The following is a 26838-nucleotide window of genomic DNA, read 5'->3' on the forward strand; positions in this document are numbered from 1 at the left end:
CGCCGGCTCCGCTACCGTGCGGTCCGTGGCAGGTCGATCTCATGGCTGACCCCGGGAACACAGACGTCACCCACCAGGAGGCCGGCGGCCCGGTGGTCACCGTCGTCGGCATCGGCGACGACGGCTGGGACGGCCTCACCCGGGCCGCCCGCGACGAACTGTCACGGGCCGAGGTCATCATGGGCTCCGAACGGCAGCTCGACCTGCTCCCCGCCGCGGTCCGCGCCCGCCGGGTGCGCTGGCCGTCGCCACTGGTGCCCGCACTGGCGAAGCTGGTCGACGCACACGCCGGCGCGCGGGTCTGCGCGCTGGCCAGCGGCGACCCGATGTTCTTCGGCCTGGGAACAACCCTCGTCCGGGAGCTGGGCGCCGCCCGCGTCCGGGTGCTCCCCCATCCGTCATCGGTCTCCCTCGCCTGCGCCCGCCTGGGCTGGGCGCTGGACACGACCGAGATCGTCAGCCTGGTCGCCCGTCCCCTGGCCACGGTGCACCCGGCGCTCACCGCCGGCCGGCGGCTGCTCGTCCTGAGCGCGGACCGCCGGACGCCCGCGCAACTGTGCCGGCTGCTCACCGACCGCGGCTTCGGTGGGAGCACGGTCACGATCTTCGAGCACCTGGGCGGCCCGGCGGAACGCCGCCGGGACACCCGGGCAAGCGCCCTCGGCGGCGCCCGCTCCGAGGCGCGCGTCTACGAGGGCGCCGCGACCTCGGCCGACAGCTCGGACGCCGGCCCCGACTCCACCGCCGACCTCAACCTGGTCGCGCTGGAGCTGACCGCCGGGCCGGAGACCCGCCACCTCCCCCGAATCCCCGGGCTGCCCGACGACGTCTTCGAGCACGACGGCCAGCTCACCAAGCGGGAGATCCGCGCCGTCACCCTCGCCCGGCTGGCGCCGGCCCCCGGCGAGCTGCTGTGGGACGTCGGCGCCGGCTGCGGCAGCATCTCCATCGAGTGGATGCGGGCCCACCCTGCCTGCCGGGCCGTCGCCGTCGAGCCCCACGCCGACCGCGTCCGCATGATCGGCCGAAACGCCGAGGCGCTCGGCGTGCCGGCACTGCGGGTCGTCGCGGCGACCGCCCCCGCCGCCCTCGACGACCTGGCCGACGAGACCGGCGTCCCCGACGCGGTGTTCATCGGCGGCGGGCTGACCGCGCCGGACACGATCACCCGCAGCTGGGAGGCGCTGCGCCCCGGCGGCCGCCTGGTCGCCAACGCGGTCACCATCGAATCCGAGGTCATCCTGGCGAAGTGGCACGCCCGGCACGGCGGGGATCTCATCCGGCTGGCGGTGAGCCGTGCGTCACCCGTCGGCGGCTTCGCCGGCTGGCGCCCGATGATGCCTGTCACCCAGTGGGCGGCGACCCGTCCCCACGATCAGTAGGGCTCCATATCCGTAGGGCCCCCGGACGCACGGCGGGCTGTGTCACGGCCAGCCCGCCCCTGGCACGTCGACCTGGGTGACGAGCACCTGCCCGGAGCCCGGGGAGACCATCTCGGCTTCGGTCATGCCCCGCCATTCGGCGGCCACCATGAACAGCTCCGTCCCGTCGGGACCGCCGAGCGCGCAGGCGAAGCAGCCACGGTCCAGCTCGACGGTCCGCAGCACCGTGCCGCCCTCGGCGACCCGCACACACCGTTGGTTGGGCACGTCGGCGTACCAGACCGCGTTCTGCGCGTCGACGCAGATGCCGTCCGGGGCACCTACGCCGAGGTCGGCCCAGACCCGGCGGTTGGACAGCCCGCCGTCGGCGCCGATGTCGAAGGCCAACAGGCAGTGGCGGTACGAGTCCGCGACGATCAGGGTCGCGTTGTCGGAGGTCACCGCCATCCCGTTGGGGAAGGCGACGTTGTCGGCCACCTGGCGCACCGAGCCGTCCACCGTGACGACAACGACGGAGCCGGGCCCGAACGACTCCCCGCCCACCGGGTCGAAACCGACCTGGTTGACGTAGGCGTTGCCTCGCCCGTCCACCACGATGTCGTTCCAGCCGACCCCACCAAGGTCGGCGTGGGTGACGAGGGCCCCGTCAGGCTCCCGCCGCAGCAGCAGTCCGGCCGCGGACGAGACGATCAGCAGCCGGCCGTCCGGCAGCCAGGCGGTGCACAGCGGCAGCGACTCCACCCGCGCGACCACCTCGCTTCCGCCGGCGAGATCGACGGCGACGATCTCGCCCGCCGACCAGTCCGAGAGGTACAACCGCCCACCATGCCAGCGCGGCGATTCGACCAGGCCACGCCCGGTGAGCAACGTCCGTATCTCGTTCACGGTGCTCCTCTGCTGCCAGCACGGTGCCGGCTGCTCACACGGGCCAACGCAGAACGCGGGGCCCTCTGGACGCTCGTAGTCGATCAGCACGTCGACGCGTTCCCCGGGCGCGGCGGAAGCCTGGTAAAGCGCCTGGCCGGGCAGGTAGCGCGCCTCGTAGCGTTCACGGACCGCGTCGGGTGAACCAAACAGGGCGACGTCGCGGCGCAGCGCACGGCGCAGCGATTCGGCAGGGCTGATCTGAAGGAACACGCTGAGATCCCGATAATCGCGCAGCTCGCCCCGGAGGAGGAAGACACCGTCGACGATGAGCACCGCATCGCTCGCCGCCTCGCGTCGTCTTGCCGGCCGCGTCCGGACCGTCGATCGCGACACGCAGCACTCGGTCCGGGCATGTGCCCACCATCAGCTCGACGAGCGCACGCACGACGCAGTCGTGAGTCGAACCCACACCAGGATCGACGATCATGCGACGTGACAGTAGCAGCACCCCACCGGAGATCACGATCGCCGCGCTACGGCCGAGGACGTACGGATCCACCGAACGCGGGGCGGATGGAATCCCTGCTCATCCGCCGAGCCGCGGCCGCGCTGCGATGCAGGGCCTGCTCCCGGGCACCGACCTCCCGCATTAACGTCCTTCCACGTGACCAGCCAGATCCGTGAAATCCTGCCGCCGGCGACAGCCTCAGCGTTCCCCGCGCTTTCCCAGCTACGGCCCACGCTGGTGGGCACGGCCGACTTCGTCCGTATCGTCGACGAGGTGCAACGCCTGGAGGGCTACCGGCTGGTCGGCGTGTTCGAACGGGGCCAGCCGAGTGCGCTGGCCGTCGCCGGCTTCCGAGTCCGCCACTCCCTGTCCGCCGGCCGATTCCTCTACGTCGACGACCTTTCCACGATCGCGAGCGCCCGACGGCAGGGATACGCCAGACGTCTACTCGACTGGCTCCTCGACGAGGCGCGACAGCTCGAGTGCGCGCAGGTGCACCTGGACTCCGGCGTCGGACTCGACCGGGCCGACGCGCACCGGCTGTACCTCAACACCGGCATGACCATCACCGCACACCACTTCGCCGTCCCGCTCCGCCCCGCAACATAACGCCGCGAGATCCACACCACTCCCCCGACGCACGCAACTTTGGAGCTTCCAGAGGATCACCCGGGTGGGCCGCTGACGCACATGGCACAGGTATTTTCATGACCCGAAGGCTTGGGGCGCAGTAGCGTCGCGGGCGTGGCCCCCTCTCCGACTGCCCGGTTACGGTTCCGTCAGATGGAGCCAGCAGGTGCGCGCACTTCCCGGCGCAGTACACAACCACCGTGGACGCGGTCAAAATGGTAGCCTCGCGCCGGCCACGTTCAGACATCGGCGAGAGACTATTGCAGAGTCACCCGAGCCCCCGTCTGTCCGAAAACGGCTGGCTGCCCGATCGCTGGCCGGGGGGAGAATGCACAGCCCAGGACAGGAGCCTCGACGCGAGGCTGAACGATCTTGCCGAGTTCGAGCTGCGTCCCACCGGTGTAACGCTTCAGGATCAGGGCGTCAGCTACGGCTGCACCGACAGCACCAACATCCCGTACGCCTCGCGTGTGTACTCCGCGGGCACGGTCGACGAGGTAGCGGACTTCTACCGCCGCGCCGTGCCCGCGGCGGGGTGGAAGCTGGAGCGCGCCGACGAGATCCATCCCGGTCAACGTGTTCGCTTCGGGGCACGGCTGTGCTTTTCCCGGTCGATCGAAGGTGTCATCGTGTTTCTGTCCGTGGGGTTTCCGGGCGGCCTTGACGAAGGGCCAGAAGATATTCTCGGCCCAGATCCCCGCAACTTCGACCTATTTGCGTTGGCGGACCCGGAACGCACCTACAGGGGCTGCTAAAGATGCCCGTACCCGTACCCGTACCTGTGCGATGGTGGCAGGAGCCACGGCGTGCTGTTCCAGCCACATGCGTCACCAGGACTCCTATCCGCCCGCCCGACCCTGGACGCCGAGCTGGATCGMCGCCTGGGCCAGGCGGGGCCGCGGTGACGGACACGCTGCACGTCGGGTACTGCGCCACCCCCGTCACGGGATGTAGCACCACCTGCCAGGAGTGGTCGACATCCTGTATCCGCCGGTACGCGGGGACGCGACTCGAAGGCGCCTGGGTCGATCGCGGCGGATGACGGCCGGATACGACGGCTGTCCGGGTCAGATGCGAATGTTTTGCGGGATACTCCGCCGGTGACTCGGACAACGAGCGATCAGAGCGACGAAAGCGACCGCGCGGGCAGGACGCCCTCCGGCGGACAGGGCGCCAGCCCCGCCCCAGCCGGGACCGTCACCGACCAKGATCCGACCTCGTCCGGAACTGGCCGCTGGGGGGATGACGATTCCGCTGGCCGATGCGCCCCTGACGGACCTGCCCGCACTGTGCGGGCGACTGGCGGACGCCGGCTACACCGACGTCTGGTCGTCCGAGGCAACCACGACGGACGGGATCGTTCCGCTGGCGCTCGCCGCCGGCGAACCACGGCTGCGGCTCGGCAGCGCGATCGTGTCGGCCTACACCCGCGGCCCGGCGCTGCTCGCCCAGACCGCGGCGACAATGGCCGCCGCCGCGCCGGGCCGGTTCGTCCTCGGACTCGGCACGTCGTCGGATGTGATCGTTTCGAACTGGAACTCCATCCCGTTCAGCCGCCCGTACCAGCGGATGCTGGACACCGTCCGGTTCCTGCGCCGGGCCTTCGCCGGCGAGAAGATCAGCGAGGAGTTCCCGTCCTTCACGGTCCGCGGCTTCCGGCTCGGCGTCGTACCGCCCGCCCCGCCGAAGATCATGGTCGCCGCACTGCGACCTCGGATGCTCGAGTTCGCCGGTCGCGAGGCGGACGGAGTGATCCTTAACTGGCTTTCGCCGGCCGACTGCGACACCGTCCTACCGCACGTGCGTGAACACAACTCTGACGCCGAGGTGGTCGCCCGGATCTTCGTGTACGTGCACGACGACCCGGCAGCCGCCCGCCCTCTGCTCAGGAAGATGATCGCCGCCTACCTGACGGTGCCGGTATACCGGGAGTTCCACCTGTGGCTCGGCCGCCAGTCGGCGCTGGAGGGCATGTGGAGCGCGTGGGCGGCCGGCGATCGCAAGGCCGCCCTGGCCGCGATCCCGGACGAGGTCGTGGACGAGCTGATCGTGCACGGGACGGTCGAGCAGTGCCGGGCCGGCCTGCGACGGTACGTCGAACACGGGGTGACCACCCCGGTCCTCTCGATCGTGAACGGCGGCCCCAACCCGATGGACCTCGCGTCCGCGCTCGCCGCGGACTAAGTTCCCGCACCTGCCGACCAGTCGCCACCTCCCACAACCGCAGCGGCGAAGTGGGGCCCTTGTTTCCGGCGCGGGTGCCCTCGCACGGGCGTGCGGCGCTGGCCGGGGTGGAGGCGGGCCCGCAACGAGACGAGAGCCCATACGTCCCATCGCGTCGACGAACACCTGCGGCGGGCTACCGGACAGCGTGATCTCGCGGATGGGATCATCCGACCCCAGTCTCAATCGTTGTGTCGCCGAGATCGGGTCGCCGGCCGCCCGGGCGCGGTAGGACAGGATCCACGCCCCTGCGGGCTTGCCCAGGTTCACCTCGATACCCCACTCGTAATCAGATCCGGGCGCCCGGTCGGTGGCTGCCGCCAAAATCCCGTTTTCCACGGATGTCCTGCTGGCCTTCCCGCCGGCTTGTGGCGCCCGTCCGCCGCCGCGCCGAAAGCGAGGTGCCCCAGCGAACAGAGGCCGCCCGGGGTCAGTCTTCGGGCGGGTCGATCGGGGTGGTCACTTGGACTGCAGCGCCGCGATCACGATGGCGCGAAGAATCTCGAAGATGGTGGCGGCGAGGAGTTCGCTGAGGCCGAGAAATCCGAGATACAAGCCGAGGGCGAGGACGGCCAGGACACGAAAGGCCGCACCCAGCCCAGCGGGGAAGATATCGAAGACAGAGCCCGCCGCCTGTTCGCAACGAGAAATCTTCCCGGGCCGAATGTGAACTTGGTGTGGTCTCGTTGGGTTCGTGCTTGTCGGGGTGGCGCACACACCTTTATGGTCGAACGTGTGTTCGATATTATGGTGGGGTGGGTGTCGGTGCCATGAATGCCGTGCGGAGTGAAGGTCGACGAGGACGGTTCCGGTTCCCGTGGCTTCTCGGAGACGGAGGAGGTGTTCGAGGGGCGGGTGCGTGGGCTGCTGGTGCGGATCGGTGCGGCGGTCCGGTCGATAGCGGCGGGGAACGCGGACCTGCTGGGGCTGTTGGCGCAGTTCGCCGACCTGCGGCCGCCGGCGGCCGGCCGGGAGGTTCTGTTCGACGAGTTCGCTCCGGAGGACGTCGCGGCGGTGCTGGGGGTGTCCCCGCAGGCCGCGGCGGGTCAGATGCTGTTCGCGTGCACGGTGGCGCGCCGGCTGCCCCACGCGGTGGAGGCGTTGAAGTCCGGGGTGCTGGACGTGCAGCGGTTGCGCTCGTTGGAGAACGCGGTCCGCCCCTTGGACGGTCCGCTCGCGGCGCAGGTCGAGGCGCGGGTGCTGGCCGGGGGTGCGCGGCCGACCCGGGGGGCGTTCACGGATGCGTGCCGCCGTGCCGTGCACACGGTGGATCCGGCCGGGGCGGCCGCACGGGCGCGGGCCCGGAGGAAGGAACGGCGGGTGTGGGTCTCGCCGGGGGAGGACGGGGCCAGTTGCCTCCTCCGCGGTGCTGCCCGCCGAGGAGGCGACCGCCTGCTACCAGCGGGTCGACCAGATCGCCCAGGGGATCGCCGCGCACCGAGGCGGCGGGGACAGCCGCAGCCGTGACCAGATCCGCGCGGACGTCCTCGTCGATCTTCTGTGTGGGCGGGCTGAGCATGCGGTGCCGCTTGCGTGTGAGGTGCGGGTCGTGGTGCCGGTGACGGTGCTGCTGGGCCTGGCGGAGGATCCCGGGGAGATCCCCGGGTACGGTCCGGTTCCCGCGGCGGTGGCCCGGGAGATGGCCGCACGGCCGGGATCGACATGGCGGCGAATCCTCACCGACCCTCAGGGCACGCTCGTCGAGATCGCGGACCGGCGGCTACCCACCGCGGCTCAGGCCCGGCATGTGCGGGCACGGAACCGTGGCTGTGTCTTCCCGGGATGCGCCCGTACGTCGCGACGCGCGGATATCGACCACACGGTGGCGCACACGACCGGCGGGCCGACACTCAACCGGAACCTCGGGCCGATATGCCGCAAGCACCACCGCATGAAGCACTCCGACCGTTGGCAGCTGACACAACCACAGGAAGGAACGTTCGTCTGGACGGGCCCGTTCGGGGCGACGCGCGTCACCCACCCACATTCATACATCGAACCGCAACACAAGGCTGGCACGGCGAAAGGAGGTGGCGATGAACCATCAGGCAACACCGCCTCGGGGTGGAAAATACCCCACGACACACAGCCACCATTCCGACCCCCACCACACCCAGTTCCGGAACCGGAACCGGACTACGAGGTTCCGCCGTCGAGCGCGACGCGCTCTTAAGCGGGTGTCTCATGCGGGGAGTCTCTTCCAGCAAGTGAGCACGGCGGCGACCGCATCGCGGGCTACCTGATCGCCGACGCGCTCCTCGCGCGCTCGTCCTGCCAGAGGAGAGCGTTGCGCAGGGTTCCGAGATCTTGGCCGTTCCAGCGATCATCAGCCGTTCCAGCGATCCTGTCAACTTCACGACACCGGACGGCTATTCGGGCTGTCGGGCGGGGACGTCACCGCCTTCGTCCGGTGTCGTGCCCGGGTGCGAGCAGGACGGCCCACCATCTCCACCTGCGGGAACGTACGAGACGAGGGTTTTCGGCGATGCGAAAAGATTCCAGCACCGCCCCCGAGCAGTGGAGAGACCGCCCCGCGCTAGAGTTCCCGGACTAGTCCGATCATCTCGGATACTTGCTTTTCGACAAACAGTTAGGACCAGTGACGATGGCTCTCCGCGACAAACTCGCCGCGCGCGCCCAGCCCTATCTCGCCCCGGGTGAGACCGTACAGCACGTTTTACAGGCCCAGACCGGGCCGACCCCGTACTTCTTCCTTCTCACCATGTTGATCATTTTCTGGATCGACTACCGCATCGTGGTCGTGACGGACCAGAGCATTCTGGTGCTCAGGGCCGGCAAGCTCGTGCCGACGAAGCCGAAGGGAGACGCGCCGCTCGCGCGCCTGCCCCGCGAGACCGTTCTGGGGCCGGTCAGCGGTCTGTGGGGGACGACGGAGGCGACCGGCGAGAAGCTGCGGGTGCACAAGCGCTTCCACAAGGACATCGCCGCCGCCGACGCAGCGATCGGGCGGTAGCGGAGCCGCCGCCCGCCTCATGAGTCTTTACCGGTCCCGCGCCGGTACCGGGACCGCCCCGTCGGTAGCGGCACCACCACCAGCAGCAGCTGCAGCGCCGGCGCCCGTGCGCAGCAGGGCCAGGACGACGATCGCCAGGGCGGCCACGATCGCGGCGAACACCAGGCCGGCTGTGGTCAGGCTCGTCAGCTCGACGAGCAGGCCGACCCCGACGACCGGCAGTGAGAGCGCCACGTAGGCGACGACGAAGAAGGCGGAGGCGGCCTCGGCGCGGCGGTCGGCCGGGGAGGCCGCGTTCACGGCGGCGAGGCCGGCCCGGAAGGCGATCCCCTGGGACGCTCCGGAGATCACGCCACCGATCACGAGGCCGGCGACCGACGACGTCGCCAGGCCCAGCGCGAGCACGCCCATGCCCAGCACCAGCCCGGCGCAGCCGACGGTGAGCCCGATGCGCTCGGGCGGACGTCCTGGTGCGGCGAGCCGGCGGGTGACGACGTCGAGCGAGGCCTGGCCGCAGGCGGAGGAGGCGAAGACCGCGAAGACGACCAGTCCGGTGATGGCCCGGTTCGGCGGATCCAGCACGGCGCCCAGGAAGGCGGGTGCCACGGCCGTGTAGAGGCCGAGGACGGCGAATCCGGCGAAGGCAGCCAGCGCGACGCCGACGAAGACCGACCGGGCGCTCGGTGGCACCCGGGGGCGCTGTGGGCGCGGCCGGGCCGGGCCCGTCACCTCGACGGTCTCGGGCATCAGCCAGATGCCGACCGCGGCCGGGACGAGCAGCGCCAGATCGACCACGAAGGTCAGCCGCAGCGGGTTGGGGGCGTACTGGGAGAGCAGGCCGGCCAGCAGCGGGCCGCAGCCCAGACCGCCCATGTTGGCGATGGTGGCGACCAGGGTGGCGCGTCCCCGCCGGTGCGGTGGCGCGAGGTCGAGGAGCGTCGCGGTGGCCGTCCCGGTGAACACGCCCGCGGACAGGCCGGAGAGCACCCGACCGACGAGCAGGACGCCGACGTTGTCCGCCAGCAGGAAGACCGCGGCGCTCGCGGCCGAGGCGAGCAGGCCGGGCAGCAGCGCACGGCGGCGGCCGACCTGGTCGGAGAGCCGTCCGAACAGCAGCAGGGCCGCGATCACGCCGACGGCGTAGGTCGCGAAGACCACGGTGACCATGAGCTGGGAGAAACCGAACCGCTCGCGGTAGAGCGGGTAGATCGGCGTCGGCAGGGTGGTGCCGAGCATGGTGACGACGAAGGCGTACGTCGCGAGGACGAACCCCGCCCGGCGGCTGGTCGACGGGCGCCGCCGGGCCCGGCCGGCTGGGGGCTGAACCGGGGCCGCGCGGGTGGGCGGGGCGGCGGCGTCCGCCGTGGTCCCCGTGTCCGGGCCACCGGAGGCGGCTCCTCCCGGTAGGTCGGCAGAGCCAGCGGCGGGCATGCCCCTACCTTGCCCCCCACCAAAGGCCGGCGATAACGAGACCGAGGTGAGGAGCGTCGCATCCCACCGCGGTGGACGGCCGGCGCCGCGGTGGACGGCCGGCGCCGCACCGCTCGTGGCCGTCTGACCGGCCGGGGGTGGCCTGCCCGGCTGCGGCGACCCGGCCAGATACGGCGGTCTGACCGGCTACGGCAGGATGTCCGATGTGGTCATTCCGATTCACGACATCAATCCGCTGCGGCGCAGGCCGGTCGTGACCTGGCTGCTGATCGCCGCCAACGTCGTGATCTTCGTGTTCTTCACGCCGGTGGTCAGCTCGGTTGCCGGGGTACAGACCTCACGGACGCAGAACGCGTGCGAGCAGCAGCGCTTCTTCCAGGAATGGGGTGCGATCCCGAAGGAGCTGCTGTCGAACGAGCAGCTGTCGGTGGCGAACTCCGGCCGGCTCGCGGTGGACGCGCGGGGCCGGGTGGGCTGCCTGCAGGAGTCACCGCCGACGTTCGACAAGTCGCCGGCCCTGTCGGTGCTCAGCGCGATGTTCCTGCACGGCAGCTGGCTGCACCTGCTCGGCAACATGCTGTTCCTCGGGGTGTTCGGCAACAACATCGAGGATCGGATGGGCCGGCTGCTGTACCTGCTCTTCTATCTGACCTGCGGTTTCACGGCGGCGTACGGCTTCGCCGCGTTCGAGGGGAACACCACCGACACGCTGATCGGCGCGTCCGGGGCGGTGGCCGGGGTGCTCGGCGCGTACCTCGTCGTGTTCCCCCGCGCCCGGGTCATCGGGCTGGTCTCGGTGTTGTTCTTTCTGCCGTTCTGGCTGCCGGCGTGGATCGTGCTCGGGTTCTGGTTCGCGCTGCAGTACGTGTACTTCACCGGCTTCGGGGTGGCCGACGGTGGGAGCGTCGCCTACGGCGCGCATGTGGTCGGGTTCGTCGTGGGGGCCGTGCTGGTCGCGCCCTTCGTCCAGCGGCTGCGCGCGGCCGGGCCCGATCCGCGCCGGGCGGTCCAGCATCGCTGGGTGCGTGAGCCACCCGGATTCGGCCAGCAGCGGCGGCCCCGTCACCGCGGCTGAGCCCGGCGGGCGGGCCCCCACATGGGCGGGCCCGCCCGGGCCACCCTGCGGGTGTGGGGAAAAACCGCTGGTGACGAGCCTGGCGATACGGCACCGTTGGTGCGGCTATGACAACCGCATATCACCGCGCCCTGGCCACGCCGGGTGCCGCCCGCTTCGTCCCCGCCGCGTTCCTGGGCCGGCTCCCGATCGCCATGGTCTCCGTGGGGACGGTGCTGCTCGTCCAGGCCGAGACCGGTTCCTACGGGGTGGGTGGGGCGGTCGCGGCGGCCGGTGCCGTCGGTGAGGCGCTGCTCGCCCCGCGCCTCGGGCGGGCCCTCGACCGGTTCGGGCAGGCCCGGGTGCTGTCCGGCTGCCTGGCCGGTCATCTGGCGGCGATGACCACGCTGACCGTGGCGGTGACCGCCGGCGCGCCGCGTCCGGTGTGGTTCACCGCGTCGGCGGTCGCCGGCGGTCTGCTGCCCCCGGTGGGCGCCTGCGTCCGCGCGCGGTGGAGTGCCCGGCTCGGCGGCGGGGAGCTGCTCGGCACCGCGCTGGCGCTCGAGTCGGCGCTCGACGAGGTGGTGTTCGTCCTCGGCCCCACCCTGGTGACGCTGCTGGCGGTGCTGATCGCGCCGCCCGCCGGCCTGGTCGCGTCGATGGTTTTCCTGGCGACGGGCACCGGTGCGCTGATCGCGCTGCGGGAGAGCGATCCGGGGCCGCGCGGCGGCGGCGCGGCCGCCAGCGCCCGCATGCTGCGCGACGGGGGCACCCGCACCCTCCTGCTGATCTTCCTGTGCATCGGCATCGCGTTCGGCGGGGTGGACGTGTCGATGGTCGCCTTCGCCCGGGAGGAGGGGCTCGCCGCGGTGGGCGGGATGCTGCTCGGGCTGTTCGCGGCCGGGTCGGCCGTCTCCGGACTCGTGTACGGCGCGCGGGCGCACACCCGGCCCCTGTCCGGCCGGTTCCTGCTCGCCGCGGCCGTGATGGCGGTCGGGATGGCCCTGCCGCTGGCCGGGGTGACCCTCGAGCTGATGATCCCGCTCGCGCTGCTGGCCGGGACGACCGTCTCCCCCACCCTGATCACCGGCAACGCGGTGGTCGAGCGCCTGGTCGGCGCCGGGGCGCGTACCGAGGGGTTCGCCTGGCTCACCATGGCGGTCGTCAGCGGGATAGCCGTCGGGGCGCCGGTCGCCGGCAGTCTGGTGGACGGCGGGGGCGCGCACCGCGGATTGCTGGTGACCGCGGGGGCCGGTGTTCTCATCGGTTCGGCCGCGCTGACCGGCCGCCGCCCGCTCTCCTCGGGTCGACTGGTGGATCATCGTCCACACAACGATTGAACCCGGCTAACCAGCCGTTCACCAGAGTTATAATCTGCATGCTGCACGTGACATACAGCGACGTTCTTCAACGACAGCGGGGTCGGGCGGAGTCAACGGTGTCAGAGGTATCAACGGGCAGTTCCGGGGCCGGCGTGACGCCCGCCCAGCAGTCGCGGGCGGGCTCCATCCGCGTCTTCCTTCTCGACGACCACGAGGTCGTCCGCCGCGGGCTGCGTGACCTGCTCTCCGAGGAATCCGACATCGTCGTGGTGGGCGAGGCCGGGCGCGCCGACGAGGCGATCGCGGACATCATCATGTTGCGCCCGGACGTCGCCGTCCTGGACGCGCGGCTACAGGAGGGCAGCGGGATCGAGGTGTGCCGGCACGTCCGGTCGCACGATCCGGAGATCGCCTGCCTCATCCTCACCTCGTTCGACGACGAGGACGCCCTGTTCACCGCGATCATGGCCGGGGCCGCGGGCTACGTCCTGAAGCAGATCCGGGGCACCGCGCTGGTCGACGCGGTGCGCCAGGTGGCCGCCGGCCAGTCCCTGCTCGACCCGGCGGTCACCTCCCGGGTGCTGTTCCGGCTGCGCGAGGGGCCGGTGGAGGACGAGCGCCTCGCCGGCCTCACCGACCAGGAGCGGCGGATCCTCGCGCTGATCGCCGAGGGGCTCACGAACCGGCAGATCGCCGCCCGCATGTTCCTGGCGGAGAAGACGGTCAAGAACTACGTGTCGAGCATGCTGTCCAAGCTCGGGATGGAGAGCCGCACGCAGGCGGCCGTGTTCGCCACCAAGCTGTCGTCCTGACAGCCGGCGTGGGAGCCCCGGCCCTGACTGGCCGCTGGGGCGCCTGACGGGGAGCACCGCGCCGCCGGACCGGTTCAGGGCCCACCAGGCCCCTCCGCGGGCCCGACGCCGAGTCGCGGGGCGGGGGTGTCCCCGGCCGGCAGCGCGCGCGGTGGCGGGATGGGCTGAACCAGCGGCACGTGCCAGGTCACCGTCGTGCCGATGCCGTCCTCGCCCGGGCCGAACTCCATCCGGCCGCCGAGGTCGAGAGCCCGGCGGCGCAGGTTCGTCAGGCCGCTGCTGCGCGACGCGCCACCCGGGCCGCAGCCGTTGTCGCGCACCTGCACCGAGACGTCGGTGTTGGTGACCCGCACCAGCACCTCGATGCGGGTAGCCCGGGCATGCCGTGCGATGTTCGACAGCGCCTCACGGATGGCCGCCAGCAGGTGCGGATGGATCACCTCCGGGATACCGCGGTCGACCGGGCCGTCGATGCGGGCCGTGGGCCGGATGCCCAGCGCCTGCTCGGCCTGCGACACGATTCCGGCGATCTCGGCCCGCAGGTCGACGGGGCCGGCGGACGCCGTCAGCGAGAAAATCGTATGGCGGATGTCGGCGATCGTCTGATCCAGCTCGCGGACGGCGTCGTTGAGCCGCACCGCGGCGCCCTCGTCGATCACCCGGGCGAGGCCCTGCATCTGCAGACCGGTGGCGAACAGCCGCTGGATGACGACGTCGTGCAGGTCGCGGGCGATGCGGTCGCGTTCCTCGAACACCGCGAGGCGTTCCCTGTCCCACTGCACGCGGGCGAGTTCCAGGGCGAGCGCGGCCTGGCCGGCGAACGCCGCCGCCATCTCCAGGTCGAGCTGGTCGAACGGGACCGCGCCCGGGGCCGCGGTGAGCATGAGCACCCCCAGCGGCCGCCCGGCGGCCAGCAGCGGGATGACCATCACGGTGCCGATCACCAGGCCGTCGACGGCCTCGCCCAGCAGGCTGTGCGCGGCGGGATCGGCGCGCTCGGCGGGGACGAGCACCGCCCGGCCCTCCTTCATGATCTTGAACAGCCCGACCCGCTCGGGCAGCATCCGCCCCCGCAGCTGCTCGGCGAGCGGACCGTCGACGACGGCCACCTCCAGCGACCTCGGGGCCGCGCCGGCCCGCGCGGCGGGCCGGCGGGGCTGGACGCCGAAGCGGCCGGGCCGGGCCGCCTCCGCGCTGTTCACCGGGAGCACGATCGCGGCGAGCAGGGCCGAGGTGATCTGCCTGGCACGCCGGGCGACCAGCCGTAACGCGTCGACGGGCTCGGCCACCGACAGCAGCGCCGTGGTGATCTCGGCACTCGCGGTGAGCCAGGCCTGACGCCGTCGGGTGGCCTCGTAAAGACGGGCGTTCTCGATGGCGAAGCCGACGGCCGCGGCGAGCGCCTCGACCAGGTCCTCGTCCTCCTGGGTGAACTCGGGTCCGTGCTTGCCCACCAGGTACAGGTTGCCGAACGCCTCCCCGCGGACGGCGATCGGGACGTTGAGGAACGTGGTGAAACGAGGCCGGCCGGGCGGGAAGCCGAGCGTCTCCGGCGCGATGACGGCGGTGCCCACCCGCGGCGCGTTCCCGCCCGGGTGGGGGCCGCCCCCGGGCTCGCCGATCAGGCCGCGGCCGGGCGGCATCCGGGCGATGTCGCGGGGAACCTCCTCCCCCGGGCCGACCGCGATCAGCTCGGTGATGGCGCCGTCCTGGCCGAGGACCCCGAGCGCGCCGAGCTCGCAGTCCACCAGGGAGCGGGCCGCCTGCGCGATCCGGCGTAGCGTCACTGGCAGGCTCAGCTCGCGCGCGACATCGACCACGGCGTCGAGCAGGCCGCGCATCCGGCTCTGCACCGCGTAGACCTCCGACCTCGGAGCGGGCTTGAGGCAACGGCCGGCGCCGGTCTGGACCATCCCACGCCTCCCGTCCGATCGCCTCCCGTGACGATAACGAGCGCATGACCCCCCAGGGGACTCCCCGGCGTATCCGGCGAACTCCTCCCTGCCACGAACGGGGCACCGGGATGGCGTAGAGTCCCTCGTATGGCCGTACCGGGCTTCCTGCTGCACAGCGACCGCGTGACCGACCTGAGCAGGGTCGTCACCGCGGCCTGTACGACCCGGGTCTGACCGCCGGCGGGCTGTTGCCCGCCGCCCGCCAGGCCCGTCCCGCCCGCCCCGCAAGGCCTGACGCCGCGGGGCGCCCTGAAGAGGCACGCCGAAGCCACCAGCCCGCACCCCGGGGCTGATCCCAGCCACCGCACCCGATGCCCCGGGGCCGGTCACCGGCCGCGGCCCGCCCGCGCATGCGCGCCGGTCCGCGGGAAGCGCCGGTCAGCCGGAGACATCGACGGCCGGTTGGGAGCCGCCCCGCCTGCGCCCGGCGCCGGCTGTCGGCACGAGGCCTCTTCACTCCGCTCACCGATGCGTTCGACCCACCGATGCGTTCGACGTTTCCGCGATGGCGTCACCTGCGTGACGTCCGCCCGCCAGCACTCGCGTCGCGCATGGCACTCGTGCAAGGAGGCACCGATGCCGCTGATCCACCCTGCGCTGCTCCGTCCGGCTGTGGCGGCCACGCATGAGGCCACGTCGCCCGGCGCCGCACCGCCCGGCGCCGCGCCGTCCGGCGTCGCGCCACTCGTGCCGGACCGGTTTCTCGTCGACGAGCCGATGACTCTCGGCCTCGCGGACCTGCGCGAACTGGTCGCCCGGCTGGCGGGCGCCGACCTCGCCTGGCGGCCACTCGTCCGGCACGACCCGGACAGCCGCTGGTACACCCGCCTGCTGCTGTCCGGCGCCGTCGAGGTGTGGCTCATCGGCTGGTACCCGGGGCAGCGGACGGAGATCCACGATCACGGCGGCGCGCTGGGGGCGCTGGCCGTCGCCGAGGGCGCCGTGGACGAGGACGAGTGCGGGGCAGACTGGCAGATCACCCGGACGCACCGGCACGGGGCGGGGGCGCTCGCCGTCTTCCAGCCGGATCACGTCCACCGCATCGTCAACCGCGGGCACGGCCTGGCCACCACGATCCACGCCTACTCACCGCCCGAGCTGCCGCTGCGGTACGCGCCGGACCTCGCCCGGCGGACGGAGCCGCCCATGCCCCGCGAGTCGCGGGAGTCGCGGGGCATGGCCGCGGTGGTCCCGGCATGAGCGAGAGCCGGGTCGACGCGATGCTCGGCGCGGCCCGTGCCCGGCTGCGCCGGCTCACCCCCGAGCAGGCCGCGGCGGCGCTGGCCGACGGCGCCGTCCTGATCGACATCCGGCCGGCGGCCCAGCGGGCCGCCGAGGGCTCGATCCCGGCCGCCGTGGTGATCGAACGCAACGTGCTCGAATGGCGGCTGGACCCGACCTGCGAAGCCCGGGCCCCCTTCGCGACCGGCGACGACATCGTGCCGATCGTGATCTGCTCCGAGGGCTACACCTCCAGCCTGGCCGCTGCCTCACTCCAGGACCTGGGCCTGCCCGCGGCGACCGACGTGATCGGCGGGTTCCACGCCTGGGCGGCGGCGGGCCTGCCGACCACCAGCTGATCTCCAGCCCAACCACCGGCGGACCGCCGACCGAGCTCGAGTCGATCGCCAGCCGATCCGAGCTGAGCGCCGGCCGCCGGCCGCCGGCCGTTGATACGTTTCAAGCCCACGGTACCCTCATGTGGTCCTGAGCACATTTCAAGGCCGATGAACGACGACATCCGAAATCCGGCGGCATTTTGTACCTTTTTTACCTGCCGGCAACCCGCTCCGGAGGCGGCCTCCGGCCGCGCCCGACCGGCGCTCCCCGCACCGACATCTCACCGCCACGGTGCCGTCACACCGATCTTGCTGCCTCTACAGAATGCCTGTACAGCAGCCGCTTGTATGCCTGGGAGACCTAGCGCACAGCGCGCGCGGAAACGGTGACGTAACCGCCATGGACCTGGGAAGGTGAGGTCCGCCGCCCCGGAGCACCACCAATCGGGGGGCCCGGARAGATCCGGACGTCGGCGTTCCGGAACCCTTGCTATCCGGTCGAGAGAAGTCTACGTTCCTCGGTTAACGAGACGAGACGGGATCGTTTCCGAGCGGGGCTCCGAGTACACGCCGGGCGCACTGTTGGGAAGCACCTGGGGGCTTCTCGACTCGTGCTGGTAGGCCCGCCTGTCCGGTGTATGGCGCTACGCCGGACGTGCGTTACCGCAGCGCACCTGTCCGCCTTTGCAACGTCAGCAGGAGACGGTATGCCCAGTCAGCCCGGCATGCTACCGGTCGGTAGCCCCGCCGCACCCATGTCCCTGTCGCCGTCCGATTCCGTCCGCGAGGGAGGCAACCGATGAGTGCCGGCGTACCCGTACTTCCCGGTCGCGACCTCCCGCCGCAGCCGTTCGGCGAGGGCTGGCCCGTCTACTGGCGCCAGGACGCCGCGTGCCGCGACGGCGACCCGGACGCCTTCTTCCCGCCGGACGGGCGCAACACCAAAGCACGTGCGGCTGCCGAGACCCGGGCCCGCAAGATCTGTTCCGACTGCCCGGTGCAGCGGGCCTGCCTGGCCACCGCGATCTTCCGCCAGGAAGAGCACGGGGTCTGGGGCGGGCTGACCTCGGACCAACGCTCCGCCCTCGTCCCGCGGGGCCGGCTCAGCGCGGACGACGCGCTCGCCGCCGCGGACCGCCTCCTGCTTTCCATCGCCGTCGCGAGCTGACCCGGCCACGGGCCGCACGTCCTCCGGCCCGGTCATCGTCCCCCCCGGCGATGACCGGGCCGTCCTCGTCGGACGCCTCACGCCACCACATCGAGACCACAGGCCGGTGAGCGGCGTAACGAAGGCATTGACGGAGACCTCCGGCGATGGGCAGTCTGCGAGTCGTCACGGCGCCTGTGCCGGCGCGTTCGACGGGCGTTCGACAGGCGACAGACGGGGAGGACCATGGTGTCCGGTGGCGACGGGTTCGCGCGTGCCGAGGCCGCGCGGTGAGGCCCACCTCGCGCCTACTGCTGCTGCGGCACGCCAAGTCCGACTGGACGTCCGACCCGGAGGTCCGTGACCAGGACCGCCCGCTCTCCCCGAAGGGGCGCCGCGGTATCGCGCTGGTCGCCGACTACCTGGCCGCGTCCGGTCTCGAGCCCGACCTCGTGCTCTGCTCGTCCGCCGTGCGCACCCGCGAGACGGTGGAGCACCTGGCCGACGCGCTGCCCGGCGACGTCCCGGTGCTGGTGGAGGACCGGCTCTACCTGGCCGAGGCGAACGACCTGCTGGCCCGGCTGCGGGAGATCGACGACGGTGTCCCGACCGTGCTGCTGGTCGGCCACAACCCGGGCATCCACACGCTCGCGGTGGGGCTGCTCGCCCCGTCCGAGCGGCACCGCGTGCCGACGTTCCCGACGGCGGCGCTGGCCGTGCACGGCCCCTCGGTGCCGCGCTGGGCCGAGCTCGGCCCGGCCACGACGAGGCTGCTCGACTTCGTCACCCCGCGCTCCCTGCGGACGTCCGCCGGCACCCCCGGGGACCCGGCGGACGACTGAGCCGCCAGGGAGCGACTGGCACCGGCAAGCGACTGGCACCGGCAGGGGCCCGGCCGGGCCGTCAGGCGGGTTGGGCTCGGTCGGGGCCGGTGCTGCGGCGGTGCACCCGGCCGGCGGCCGAGCCCAGCCGACGGGCGGCGTCCCGGGCCACGCCATGGCCACGCGGGCGCGGCGAGAGGCGGTCGAGCGGGCGCATGACCATCGCCTCGTTGTAGGCGATGAGCGTCTGCGGGAGGTCCGGCGAGCCCACCTCCACCGGCTCCCCGAGCAGGAGCGCGAGCGCGAGCCAGGGCAGGTTCAGCCCGGCCGCCGCCGACTGGTAGGTCCCGGAGGCGGCCCGCGTGTTGACCTCGAGCAGCACCGGCGTGGCTCCGCGGTAGCGGACCTGGACGTTGTTCAGGTACGCCAACCCGAACTCCTCGACGACGCGGGTGGCGAGCTCCGTCACGGCCGCGTCCGCCCGCAGGTTGCGGGTCCAGGGCAGGCCGTCCTTGCCTCGCGGCACCGCCGCCAGGACACTGCCGGGCATCGCCACCGGGCCCGCCCCGGGCGCGGGGCTCGTGCCGGGCGCGGGGCTCGTGCCAGCAGCAGGACGGGAGAGCACGTCGACGCTGAACTCCGGCCCGTCCAGGAACTCGCCCACGACGAGGGCGGGGAAGCTGCCGGCCCGGCCGAGGATGCGTTCCATGGTGGCGGGGCTGACCCGCACCGACGGCGGCTCGAACAGGGCCGTCAGGCGCTCGGCGTCCCCGTCGATGATCCGGAAGCCCTGGCCGCCGTGGTCGACGTCCGGTTTGACGCAGACCGTGCAGCCCGCGGCCGACAGCTCGTCGCAGGCGGCCTCGAACTCCGCGAAGGTTGTCACCGTCCGGGTGTGGGGCACCGGCAGGCCACGGGCCGCCATCGCCGCGTACTGCCCGGACTTGGTAGTGAAGATCCGCGCCGAGGCGGCTGGGGAGCACATGACCCGCACTCCGGCGGCCTCGAACTCGCCGACCCGGGCGGCGACGTCCAACATGTTGCGCCCGGGGACGAACACGTCGATCCCGTGCCGGCGGCACGCCGCCAGTGCCTGTTCGACGAACTCGTCGCCCTCGCCCGGTGGCTCGTCGATGACGGCGTCGCAGGCCTGCAGGAACGGGGTGCTCGGGATCTGGTGGGAACCGAGCACCGTCAGCCGGCCGGGGCCGGCTCCGTCCCGCAGCAGCCCGATGAGCTGGTAGGTGCCGCGCCAGGTCTGGTTGAACCAGAGACGCGCCGCGCTCAGTACGCCTGCTCCATGATGTTGGAGGCCAGGCCGATGGCGGCACCCGCGACGATCGCCACACCGGCCGCGATCCACAGGGGCACCGAACCGAGGATCAACGCGAGAGTCCCGAAGATGAAGGCGGCGATAATGATGTACACCGCCGCCCAAGAGCCCACGTTGCCCCGCACATGACCGGTCTCCGACACGTCAACTCCTGTCTCGTCGTCCACGGTAACCATGCCCGACCTCCCGCCGAGCGTACCCGCCCGGGAACGTCTCAGGAGAATCCAGCCAGGTGACGCAGATCCGCCAGTTGGTCGTTGAGCCATCGCCGGACGTCGTGCGTGCGGACCTGCTCGGCGGCCGCGGCGAGCCGACGGTGCCGTTCCTCCATCGGCATCGTGAGCGCGGTGTAGAGGGCGTCGGCCATCTGCTGGACGTCGAACGGGTGCAGCGTGACGGCGAACTCACCCAGCTCCTCGTGCGACCCGGCCATCTCGGACAGCGCGAGCACGCCGCCGCGCCGGTTGACGACGGCGACCTCCTTGGCCACGAGGTTCATGCCGTCGGCGATGGCGTTGACCATCAGCACGTCACAGATCGAGTAGGCGGCGACCGCCAGCGCGAAGTCCTCCACCATGCGGAGATCGATGGGCTGGCGCCCCTCCTTGGTGTGCTTGGCGTTGATCTCAGCGACGACCGCGCCGATCAGCGCGATGTAGTCGGCGTACTCCGGGACGTCGGTCCGGCTCGGCTGCAGCAGCGCGAGGAAGCTGACCCGCCCGACGAGCTCGGGATGCTGGTCGAGCAGGGTGCCGAAGGCCAGGAAACCGCGCACCACGTTCTTGCTGGGGTCGGTGCGGTCCACCCGGAGCACGAGCTGGCGGTCCTCGTCGAGGAACACGTAGCGCAGCATCGCCATGTGGGCGGCGACGTCCTCGCTGGCCAGCGTGGCGTCGAGGGCCGCCGGGTCGACGGAGATCGGATAGTAGCGGGCGCTCACCACCCGGTCGTTCACCGTGACGGTCAGGTCGTCGAGGTTGATCGGCAGGCCGAGCAGCTCGCCGGCGCACAGCACGAAGTTCCGGGCGTAACGGCGGGTGTGAAAGCCGACGACGTCACTGCCGAGCAGGCCGCGCAGCAGACGTTCCCGGATGTTCCCGGGCAGCACGCGCCATTCGTCCGGGCCCGGCCACGGAATGTGCACGAAGTGGGTGAGAACCACATCGGGGCACTGTTCGCGGACGTGTTCGGCCACCAGGTAGAAGTGGTAGTCCTGCAGCAGCACCAGCGCCTTGCCGCCGCGGGACCGCACCTCGTCGGCGACGGCGTCGGCGTAGGCCCGGTTCACCGCGGCGTAGCCGTTCTCGAACGCGTCGTGCTCGGCCCGGGTGAGCACCGGAGCCAGCGACCGGCCGTACAGGCCGTGCTGGATGAACCACAGGATCGGGTTCGACCAGACGCTGTAGAAGTCGGCGTAGGCGTCCGGATCAGTCACCACCAACCGGACCCTGATCGACGGGCCGTCCGGCTGCCCCTCGACGACGTGCGGGGTCGGCTGGGTCTGCACCAGGATCGCGCCGCCGTCGTTCTCACCGGCGACGGCGGCGTCCTCGGGGGTCGCGGCGCCGCACACCCAGACCGCGTCGTCGAGGTGCTCGGCGAGGCCGGACAGCGCGGACACCAGCCCGCCGGCGCCACGGTTGACGGTCCGGCCGGACGCGTCACGATCGAAGCTGACAGGACCTCGGTTGGACAGCAGAACCAGCGGAAGATCGAGCAGGTCGATGTCCGACACGGCGGAAGAAGCCCTCCTGGTCGTCATGGTGCCCGGCACCGTCGGTCGGCGCACGGCCGGCAATGTGGGCACTGTCGGCCACGGCCCGCCGAAGGGTCGAGCGCACGGGACAATCCGGACTGTAGTGAGCCTGGCTACCGGATGCACCGCGTTGCCGCCCGGCCAGGACGTTGTTACCCGGACACCCGGCGGGTTACCACCACCGCACAGCGCGTGCGGGTCTCCGTGGCACGAACCCCGACCAGTTCGTCCACGTACGCACCACTGCGCGACCAGTGCACATGCCCGGCCGGTCCGGCCGCACCGCGCGCCGCGGTTCTCCCCCGCCGACACCGGTCCCACCGGCAGTGTGTCCGACACCACGCCGGATCCGGGCCGGTGGTACGCCACCGGTCACAGACCGTCGCGGTAGACCTTGACCTCCTGGACGGCGTTGCCGAGCGCGGCGAGCGCGTTCTCCAGGCTGTCCCTGGTCTCGACCAGCGCACTGGTGAGCTGCTCGACGGCGAGGTGCTCACTGCCGTCGGTGGCCGCCACGACCATCGCCTGCGCTTCCTCGATCATGTTGAGCGCGCCCTCGAGCTGGCCCGTCACATCTTCCGTGCGCCGGAACGCCTCGTCGAGCTGTGCCTTGACGTCGGCGATCGTCCCTGCCACCGTGCACTCCGTTCGTTGACCGACTGGGTCCTCTCACCGGCTGGGTCCTCTCACCCACTGGTCCCCGCACCGGCTGGTCCCCGCACCGGCGCGGGCTGCCCGGCCCCGGCCTCAGCGCCGCCCGGATCCGCCCTGGCCGGTGGGTTTGGACGAGCCGGTGGCCGCGCCGAAGCCCAGCCCGAACCGCAGCGCGAGCGCGAGCACGGCCAGCGAGCCGATGGCCCCCGCCGGCTCGATGGGCACGAAACCGAACGTGGCGAAGACGGCGACCGCCGCCGACGCCGCGGCGAGCAGGGCGCTGCGCACCGCGGCCGCCGCGGACGAGCCGGTGGCCGCGACCACCGCGATCGCGCCCACTCCCCCGGCCGCGGCGAGGCACGGCAGGGCCGGCGCCGCCACGAACACCCGGGCCGCCACCGTCAGCGCGCCGCCGAGCGCGCAGCACAGGGCGGTGACCAGCCCCGCGGACATCCCGGAGGCGCCCTTCGTCACCGCGCGCAGCTCGGCGGAGCGGGCCATCACCTCCAGGCACAGCCGGTAGGCCAGCTTCTTCGCCCGCTCCGGGTCGACCAGGCCGTCGGCGCCGACCAGGCCGCCGGACGCCGCGCCGAGCCGCTTCCCGCCGCGCTGACCCATGGAGGGCTGCTCGTCGACACCGCGGGCCCGCGAGCCGCGCGACGCGCGGCGTCCGCCCGCCGCGTCGATCGTCACAGCCGTGGGACGGCCGCCGCGGCCACGGTCGAGCCCGTCCAGATCGCCGGCGTACCGCTGGTAGACGGCCTCGAGGTCGGGCCCCTCGCCCCTGCGGGGGCGCACCTGGTCGAGCTCGCCCAGGCCGTGCGGGGCCAGCGACCCGCCGACGCTCCCCCAGACGACGCCGATGCGTGTGCGTATGTCGTCGGCCGCCGAGCGGTGCCGGCGGGCGATCACGTCGTGCCCCTCCTGGCGGGCGGCGAGGCTCTCGGCCAGCCGGGCCCGCACCGCGTCGGAGGCCCCCATCAGCTCCCGGTACCGGTTGGCCGCTACCAGCGGATGGTCGAGCTCCCGCGGCACGAACGCGCCGGGCCGGGGCGGCACGGCCGCGGCGGAGCCGGACCGGGGGGTGGGAGCGGTGGCGCCTGAGGGCATGGTCGGCACGAGCGGCCCGTCCGGGATCTCGGCGAGGCCGGAGCCGATCGTCCCGCCCGCCCCCGGGACGCTCCCGCCGCCGCTCACGCTCCCGTTCCCCCGCCCGTGGCCGAGGTTGGGATCGGGACCGGAGCCGGGAGGCCCCAGCCCGCCGCTGGCACCCGCCCCGGCAGCATCGGGACCCGTCGAGAGTCCATATGGATCAGCCACCCTCCGCGCATTCCCCGCCTCGGGCGGATCACTCACCCCACGCCGGCCCGCGCCGCTCACACCGCCGCTCCGCTCTCGGCCGCCGACCCCGTGCCGAGCGGGGCGAACGGGACGACGGTGCGCGGCTCGGCCTGGGCGTGCCGGTCGAACAGCACCGCCCGGTTCGGCGTCGTGCCCGCCGTGACCGGACGGTGTCCCGCCAGGCCGAACAGGTCACCACCGGGCAGGCCCGTCGCCGCCCAGGCCGCGATGTCGTCCCGGTGCCCCGGGCCGAGGTCGTCGACGAGCCGGGACGGCGCCCGCCACCAGCAGAGCAGGTGCACGCCGGTGGCCGGGCCACGCCGGGTCAGCGTCCGCAGGTCGTCGAGACCGGACCGGCGCGACGCGTCGTCGCGCGCCTCGAGCCCGGCGCGGCCGGCGTCCATCGCGAACACGACGATCAGCCGCATGCCCGCGGCGGCCTCGCCCCGCCCGGCCAGCGCGGCCTCCTCCCGGGCCCGGATCTCCGCCGCGGCCGACCCCAGCACCCCGCGCAGACCGGTGACGTCCGTGACATGGGTGGGATGCCCGGAGCGCCGCAGGACGTCCGCCATGACCTCGGCCGCGGCCACCGTGGCCGGATCGGCAGCGACCACGTCGACGACCAGCCCGCCGCGCGGCGTCTGGGCACCGACGGACACGGCGGCCGCCTGGACCATGCCGACCGCCTCGCGGCGCAGCGGGCCGAGGATCGCCAGGTGCCGGCCCGGCAGCCGGGCGAGCCGCACCCCCACCGCCGGCGGGGCCAGGTCCAGCGGGACGCCGACGAAGGCCAGCGGGTCCCCCGCCGCCTCCCCGGGCAGCGGCGCCGGCCGCCCGGCCAGCGCCTGGAAGGCCGGGTTGTCGGCGAGGACGGCCGGCGCGTGGCCGACGAACACCCGCGGCGCCCGCATCGGCGGGACGGCCTGGGCCACGAGGGCCTCGATCCGCTCCCGCAGCCCGGCGATCACCTTCGGGTCGGGATAGGCCACCCGGACGTGCTCGTTACCGATCGGATGGCCGTTGCGCCGGTTCACGATGGCCTCGCCGACCCCGGACAGCGCGCCCGCCGCCTCGTTCGCGGTCGACAGCAGAACCCGGGACTCGGAGATCGACGTCCGCAGCGCGACGCGCAGCGCGAACTGGCCGAAGATCGATCCGCGCTTGCCCGCGGTCGCGTCCAGCGCGTCGATGCCGGACAGCGTCTGGCTGGCCAGCAGCAGGTGGATCCCGTAGGCGCGGCCCTGGCGGGCGATCACCTCGAGCAGCGCGACCGCCTCCCGGGCGACCGCGTCGAGTGGGGTGAGCATGACCTGGAACTCGTCGATCACGATCAGGGTGCGCGGCCAGGCGGAGCTGCGGTCGGCGGCACGCAGCCCGCGCAGGTCGCGCGCGCCGACGGCCCGCATCGTCACCGAGCGCCGCTGCATCTCGTCCCGGGCGGCGCGCAGCACCGCGACGCCGAACTCCCGGTCGCTCTCGATGCCGACGGTGTCGGCGTGCGGAAGGTAGAAGGGGTCGCCCGGACGCGCGGCGAACTGGGCGAACTCCAGGCCCTCCTTGAAGTCGAGGAGGTGGAAGCGGAGCTGGTCCGGGCCGTAGCGGGCGGCCAGCCCGTAGACCACGTCGAGCAGCAGGGTCGACTTCCCGGCCCCGGCCTGGCCGCCCACGAGGCCGTGCACGGTGTCGTCATCGAAGGCGAGGGTGACCTCGCCGTCCGGGCCGTGCGCCACCGGGACGGAGACCCCGGCCGAGCTCTCGTACTCCCAGAGCCCGGCGGGCAGCAGGCCACCCAGGTCCGGCGCACGGGCGGCGGCGCGCTCCACCCCGGCCGCGACCCGGGCGGTGACGTCCGAGACGACCACCGACGGCGGGGGGGCGTCTAGGACGCAGCCGAGCAGGCCGGACAGGGTGCTGCGCCAGCCGCCGGGCATCCCGCCGTCGCTCTCGCCGCGCAGGGCCAGCAGCTCGACCGCGGTGATCGTCTCCGCGTTCGGCAGCCGCCCCGCGGCCCGCCCGCCGGGGACGTCGACCCCACCGCCCCCGGGTTCGACGACCGCGATGACGTGCACCCCGCACGAGGGGCCCTGGGAGGCCACCGCGTCCAGCGCACGGGCGGCCTCGTCGGGCAGGGACGGCCAGCCCAGCAGCACCAGCAGCCGCCACGGCTCCGACCGGGGCAGGCCGGCGTCCTCCCGTTCGCGTAGCGAGTCGAACCGGCCGGCGAGGCGTTCGACGGTGATCCGACCGACTTCGCCGGAGAGCTCGGCGAGGGCGAGCTCGAGGCGCGCGCGGCTGGTCAGCGTCGGGCCGACGACCCCGGCCACCCGCAGCGGGGCGAAAGCGGCGAGGCCGGCCCCGAGCTCGTGCGGGTCGTAGACGGTGATCCGGACGCCACCCGGGGGGACGCTCGCCAGGATCCGGGTGAGCAGGCCGCGGACCAGGCCGACCGCCTCGCCGCGGCGGGGGCGGGTGGTCTCGATCTGGAGGTTTCCCGCGTCGAGCAACGGCACCGCCAGCGGCACCTCGACGGTGCGCTCGCCGCGGGCCAGCGGCGGCACGAGGATCCGGCCCAGCCGCCACAGCCCCGGCCGGACCGGTGGCCCGGGCGTGGGGTCGGCGCCGCCCGCGGGCAGTGTTCCCCGCCACTCCGGCGCGTCCCAGCCGGCGCCGGCGAACGCGGGCGCCTGCCGCCGGGCGAGCGCGCCGGCCTCGCTCAGCGCGAGCGCGACCTGGTCGAGATCGCCGGCGAGGTCGGCCGGCACCGCGCCGAGCGTCTCCGGGTCGAGCGCGGCGGCCGACGGGACGGGCAGCGCGCCGGAGGCCAGCTCGGTCGCCTGCTCGTCGAGCTGGTCGGCGAGCGCGAGCGCCGCCTCCAGGCTCTCCGTGATGCCGGAGACGAGCAGGCGTGCTCGCCGCGTGCCCGACACCGCGACCTCCTCGCGACAGACGACCGGAACGTCTCCTGACCGGGCCGCGTCCGCGACGCCACGACACCCGCCGCCACCTGACCTGGTGCCAGCTGGCGGATCACCACCAGCGATCAGTCACTGGCACACCACGCTAGCGACC

General features: G+C 72.8%; 24 protein-coding genes. 14 read left to right on the forward strand and 10 right to left on the reverse strand.

Annotated features, from left to right (window positions below):
• Positions 1 to 41 precede the first annotated feature (41 nt).
• Complete coding sequence (gene cbiE / locus BBK14_RS17100) at positions 42 to 1382, forward strand: precorrin-6y C5,15-methyltransferase (decarboxylating) subunit CbiE (protein WP_071063690.1); 1341 nt, start codon at positions 42 to 44, stop codon at positions 1380 to 1382.
• A 42-nt stretch (positions 1383 to 1424) separates the two neighbouring features.
• Here the strand turns inward: cbiE and BBK14_RS17105 are convergent, their stop codons facing one another.
• Positions 1425 to 2582: an SMP-30/gluconolactonase/LRE family protein gene (locus tag BBK14_RS17105; RefSeq protein ID WP_241831611.1), complete on the reverse strand. Its 1158-nt coding sequence runs from the start codon at positions 2580 to 2582 to the stop codon at positions 1425 to 1427.
• 331 nt (positions 2583 to 2913) lie between these two features.
• On the opposite strand from BBK14_RS17105, the gene BBK14_RS17110 reads away from it, so the two are divergent.
• The 3 genes from BBK14_RS17110 to BBK14_RS17120 all read left to right on the forward strand — a co-directional run bounded on the left by BBK14_RS17110 (position 2914) and on the right by BBK14_RS17120 (position 5571).
• Complete coding sequence (locus BBK14_RS17110; RefSeq protein WP_071063692.1) at positions 2914 to 3366, forward strand: GNAT family N-acetyltransferase; 453 nt, start codon at positions 2914 to 2916, stop codon at positions 3364 to 3366.
• A gap of 221 nt (positions 3367 to 3587) precedes the next feature.
• Positions 3588 to 4142, forward strand: a complete 555-nt coding sequence (locus BBK14_RS17115) for a hypothetical protein (protein ID WP_241831612.1) — start codon at positions 3588 to 3590, stop codon at positions 4140 to 4142.
• A gap of 487 nt (positions 4143 to 4629) precedes the next feature.
• Complete coding sequence (locus BBK14_RS17120; protein WP_071063694.1) at positions 4630 to 5571, forward strand: LLM class F420-dependent oxidoreductase; 942 nt, start codon at positions 4630 to 4632, stop codon at positions 5569 to 5571.
• A 498-nt stretch (positions 5572 to 6069) separates the two neighbouring features.
• Here the strand turns inward: BBK14_RS17120 and BBK14_RS38965 are convergent, their stop codons facing one another.
• Complete coding sequence (locus BBK14_RS38965) at positions 6070 to 6327, reverse strand: hypothetical protein (protein WP_071063696.1); 258 nt, start codon at positions 6325 to 6327, stop codon at positions 6070 to 6072.
• Positions 6328 to 6396: 69 nt separating this feature from the next.
• Here BBK14_RS38965 and BBK14_RS41345 point away from each other — a divergent pair, with 69 nt between their 5' ends.
• The 3 genes from BBK14_RS41345 (at position 6397) to BBK14_RS17135 (ending at position 8584) form a co-directional block, all read left to right on the forward strand.
• Complete coding sequence (locus BBK14_RS41345; protein WP_275078494.1) at positions 6397 to 7077, forward strand: DUF222 domain-containing protein; 681 nt, start codon at positions 6397 to 6399, stop codon at positions 7075 to 7077.
• Positions 6977 to 7783: an HNH endonuclease signature motif containing protein gene (locus BBK14_RS17130; protein ID WP_275078495.1), complete on the forward strand. Its 807-nt coding sequence runs from the start codon at positions 6977 to 6979 to the stop codon at positions 7781 to 7783. The genes BBK14_RS41345 and BBK14_RS17130 overlap by 101 nt, the downstream gene beginning before the upstream one ends.
• Before the next feature lie 432 nt (positions 7784 to 8215).
• Positions 8216 to 8584 carry a hypothetical protein gene (locus BBK14_RS17135; protein ID WP_071063902.1) on the forward strand — a complete coding sequence of 123 codons (369 nt, stop codon included), beginning with the start codon at positions 8216 to 8218 and terminating at the stop codon, positions 8582 to 8584.
• A 27-nt stretch (positions 8585 to 8611) separates the two neighbouring features.
• On the opposite strand, the gene BBK14_RS17140 is transcribed toward BBK14_RS17135, so the two are convergent.
• The gene (locus tag BBK14_RS17140; protein ID WP_071063698.1) at positions 8612 to 10015 is read right to left on the reverse strand and encodes an MFS transporter; all 1404 of its coding nucleotides are present in this window, start codon (positions 10013 to 10015) and stop codon (positions 8612 to 8614) included.
• A 205-nt stretch (positions 10016 to 10220) separates the two neighbouring features.
• Between BBK14_RS17140 and BBK14_RS17145 the strand changes: the two genes are divergently transcribed.
• From BBK14_RS17145 to BBK14_RS17155, 3 genes are all read left to right on the forward strand, one after another.
• Positions 10221 to 11090 (forward strand): rhomboid family intramembrane serine protease, encoded by an 870-nt coding sequence (locus BBK14_RS17145; RefSeq protein WP_071063700.1) that lies wholly within the window; start codon positions 10221 to 10223, stop codon positions 11088 to 11090.
• Positions 11091 to 11197: 107 nt separating this feature from the next.
• Positions 11198 to 12409, forward strand: coding sequence for an MFS transporter (locus BBK14_RS17150; protein WP_071063702.1), 1212 nt, complete (start codon positions 11198 to 11200; stop codon positions 12407 to 12409).
• Positions 12410 to 12507: 98 nt separating this feature from the next.
• On the forward strand, positions 12508 to 13203 hold the full coding sequence (locus BBK14_RS17155; RefSeq protein ID WP_083391024.1) for a response regulator: 696 nt from the start codon (positions 12508 to 12510) through the stop codon (positions 13201 to 13203).
• 74 nt (positions 13204 to 13277) lie between these two features.
• Here BBK14_RS17155 and BBK14_RS17160 read toward each other — a convergent pair whose 3' ends face one another.
• Positions 13278 to 15116: a GAF domain-containing sensor histidine kinase gene (locus BBK14_RS17160; RefSeq protein ID WP_071063704.1), complete on the reverse strand. Its 1839-nt coding sequence runs from the start codon at positions 15114 to 15116 to the stop codon at positions 13278 to 13280.
• Positions 15117 to 15734: 618 nt separating this feature from the next.
• Here BBK14_RS17160 and BBK14_RS17165 point away from each other — a divergent pair.
• The 4 genes from BBK14_RS17165 to BBK14_RS17180 all read left to right on the forward strand — a co-directional run bounded on the left by BBK14_RS17165 (position 15735) and on the right by BBK14_RS17180 (position 18706).
• Positions 15735 to 16358, forward strand: a complete 624-nt coding sequence (locus BBK14_RS17165; protein WP_071063706.1) for a cysteine dioxygenase — start codon at positions 15735 to 15737, stop codon at positions 16356 to 16358.
• Entirely contained in the window at positions 16355 to 16738 is a 384-nt protein-coding gene (locus BBK14_RS17170) for a rhodanese-like domain-containing protein (RefSeq protein ID WP_071063708.1), read from the forward strand. The genes BBK14_RS17165 and BBK14_RS17170 overlap by 4 nt, the downstream gene beginning before the upstream one ends.
• A 778-nt stretch (positions 16739 to 17516) precedes the next feature.
• A complete protein-coding gene (locus BBK14_RS17175) occupies positions 17517 to 17885 on the forward strand; it encodes a WhiB family transcriptional regulator (RefSeq protein ID WP_020462464.1) in 369 nt (122 codons plus the stop codon).
• Positions 17886 to 18154: 269 nt separating this feature from the next.
• Positions 18155 to 18706 carry a SixA phosphatase family protein gene (locus BBK14_RS17180; RefSeq protein WP_071063710.1) on the forward strand — a complete coding sequence of 184 codons (552 nt, stop codon included), beginning with the start codon at positions 18155 to 18157 and terminating at the stop codon, positions 18704 to 18706.
• Positions 18707 to 18767: 61 nt separating this feature from the next.
• Here BBK14_RS17180 and BBK14_RS17185 read toward each other — a convergent pair whose 3' ends face one another.
• The 6 genes from BBK14_RS17185 to BBK14_RS17210 all read right to left on the reverse strand — a co-directional run bounded on the left by BBK14_RS17185 (position 18768) and on the right by BBK14_RS17210 (position 26696).
• Positions 18768 to 19877 (reverse strand): ATP-grasp domain-containing protein, encoded by a 1110-nt coding sequence (locus BBK14_RS17185; RefSeq protein WP_241831613.1) that lies wholly within the window; start codon positions 19875 to 19877, stop codon positions 18768 to 18770.
• A 92-nt stretch (positions 19878 to 19969) separates the two neighbouring features.
• Positions 19970 to 20194 (reverse strand): hypothetical protein, encoded by a 225-nt coding sequence (locus BBK14_RS17190; RefSeq protein ID WP_071063712.1) that lies wholly within the window; start codon positions 20192 to 20194, stop codon positions 19970 to 19972.
• A gap of 38 nt (positions 20195 to 20232) precedes the next feature.
• Entirely contained in the window at positions 20233 to 21753 is a 1521-nt protein-coding gene (locus BBK14_RS17195) for an alpha,alpha-trehalose-phosphate synthase (UDP-forming) (RefSeq protein WP_071063714.1), read from the reverse strand.
• A gap of 393 nt (positions 21754 to 22146) precedes the next feature.
• Positions 22147 to 22410 (reverse strand): hypothetical protein, encoded by a 264-nt coding sequence (locus BBK14_RS17200; protein WP_018499991.1) that lies wholly within the window; start codon positions 22408 to 22410, stop codon positions 22147 to 22149.
• A 111-nt stretch (positions 22411 to 22521) separates the two neighbouring features.
• Positions 22522 to 23625, reverse strand: coding sequence for a hypothetical protein (locus BBK14_RS17205; RefSeq protein ID WP_241831614.1), 1104 nt, complete (start codon positions 23623 to 23625; stop codon positions 22522 to 22524).
• Between the two features lie 179 nt (positions 23626 to 23804).
• Positions 23805 to 26696 (reverse strand): FtsK/SpoIIIE domain-containing protein, encoded by a 2892-nt coding sequence (locus tag BBK14_RS17210; protein ID WP_071063716.1) that lies wholly within the window; start codon positions 26694 to 26696, stop codon positions 23805 to 23807.
• Between the last annotated feature and the right edge of the window lie 142 nt (positions 26697 to 26838).

The sequence above is a fragment of the Parafrankia soli genome (assembly GCF_001854695.1).
In the GTDB taxonomy this organism is placed as follows: domain Bacteria; phylum Actinomycetota; class Actinomycetes; order Frankiales; family Frankiaceae; genus Parafrankia; species Parafrankia soli.